4 protein-coding genes are annotated in these 1,746 nt (G+C 35.4%); 3 read left to right on the top strand and 1 reads right to left on the bottom strand.

Annotated elements, in window-relative coordinates:
• Positions 1–219 (bottom strand): LysR family transcriptional regulator (locus AC1DDX_RS27150; RefSeq protein ID WP_477622999.1); only part of this gene is annotated, 219 nt, incomplete at its 3' end.
• 111 nt (positions 220–330) lie between these two features.
• Between AC1DDX_RS27150 and AC1DDX_RS27145 the strand changes: the two genes are divergently transcribed.
• The 3 genes from AC1DDX_RS27145 to AC1DDX_RS27135 all read left to right on the top strand — a co-directional run.
• A complete protein-coding gene (locus AC1DDX_RS27145) occupies positions 331–984 on the top strand; it encodes an NAD(P)H-dependent oxidoreductase (protein ID WP_288879512.1) in 654 nt (217 codons plus the stop codon).
• Positions 935–1,225: a putative quinol monooxygenase gene (locus AC1DDX_RS27140; RefSeq protein ID WP_172663157.1), complete on the top strand. Its 291-nt coding sequence runs from the start codon at positions 935–937 to the stop codon at positions 1,223–1,225. The genes AC1DDX_RS27145 and AC1DDX_RS27140 overlap by 50 nt, the downstream gene beginning before the upstream one ends.
• A 44-nt stretch (positions 1,226–1,269) precedes the next feature.
• Positions 1,270–1,746: aldo/keto reductase (locus AC1DDX_RS27135; RefSeq protein WP_477622998.1), on the top strand; the 477-nt coding region annotated here is incomplete at its 3' end.

The following is a 1,746-nucleotide window of genomic DNA, read 5'->3' as shown; positions in this document are numbered from 1 at the left end:
CAATGATTCCTGTATATAATTGTAAAGTATCTTTCCGCGTTCGGTAGACACCATTTTTCTCGACGTCCGATCAAAAAGCTTGTACCCAACATACGATTCCAATGAGCTTAAATGTAAACTCACACCAGGTTGCGAAACATACAACGACTCGGCCGCACCTGTGAGTGTACCTGTTTCATAAATAGCCTTAAAGGTTCTGAACCATTCTAAATTAACCATAACAACATATCATAATTATGATACAAAGGTATGATTTATATTATTTTAATAGTAACATATCTAGCCGTAATTTTGTCATCACAATTAAGAAGTAAAATCAATTCTATTAAAATGGAAACAAAAAAAATATTTGTAATTAACGGAGGACAGGTCTTTGGGCATTCTGGAGGCCGTTTTAATAAAACAATTTTTGATACCACACGTCAGTTTTTTAATGACAAAGAAGGATTTGAAATCAGATCTACCGATATCAATGATGATTATGATCCAAAACAGGAAGTAGAGAATTATGTATGGGCTGATATTGTTATTTACCATACTCCTATCTGGTGGTTTCAGGTACCTAACGGATTAAAAAAATATATTGACGTGGTTTTTACAGAAGGTCACCAAACCGGAATTTATCATAGCGATGGACGTTCATCTCAAAACCCAACTATTAATTATGGTACAGGCGGTATGCTGCATGGCAAAAAATATATGGTCACCTCATCATGGAATGCTCCGAAAGAAGCTTTTACCCTACCGGGAGAATTCTTTAATGAAACCAGTGTTGATGATGGAGCATTATTCGGTTTTCACCGTATGAATGCCTTTACAGGGATGAAACCATTGCCTGGCCTGCACTTTCACGATGTAGAAAAGAATGCTAATATTGTAGCCGATCTTGAAAGATACACAACACATTTAAACAACATTTTTATAAATAAAGAACATGAGCATTTATCTAACAGCAATTTCCAGAGCGAAGCCACAACACATTGAGCAGTTTAAAGCACTTTTATTAGCACTGGTTGTAGAATCGAGAAAAGAAGAAGCCTGTATTCAATACGATCTTCATCAATCAAGTGACGATCCTGCTTTGTTTATTTTTCATGAAGAATGGGCAAGCAAAGAAGCCCTGGAATTGCATAACCAAACAGCTCATATCAATAAATTTATTAAGGATTCTGTTGACATTATTGATGGCACTGTCGTTATACATGAAACTGATAAACTTGCCTAATATTAAATAGCTATCTCTGATAGCACAATAAAAAGAATAAAAAAATGGAATATAGAAAATTAGGAAAAACAGATTTAAACTTATCTGCTATTACTTACGGCGCCTTTGCAATAGGTGGCAATATGTGGGGAGGAAATGAGAAACAAGATTCTATTGATGCTGTTCATGCATCTTTAGATCATGGTGTTACAAGTTTAGACACTGCTCCTTTTTATGGCTTTGGCTTAAGCGAAGAACTTATTGGCCAGGCAATTAAAGGTAAAGACAGAAGTAAAATTCAGCTATTAAGCAAATTCGGTTTAGTTTGGGATGGTAGCAATAACGGAAAAGGTGAGTTCTTTTTTGATGCTAACGACAATGGAAAAACCATACCCGTTTATAAATATGCAGCAAAAGAAAACATCATTAAAGAAGTTGAGGAAAGCTTAAAACGTTTGGGTACAGACTACCTAGATTTACTACAGTTACACTGGCCAGATGCTACAACACCTATAAGTGAAACTATGGAAGCATTGGAAAGC

The organism is Pedobacter sp. 10L46_2 (assembly GCF_056395165.1).
The sequence above is the reverse complement of the archived record's forward strand: the minus strand, read 5'-3'. Positions and strand labels throughout refer to the sequence as shown.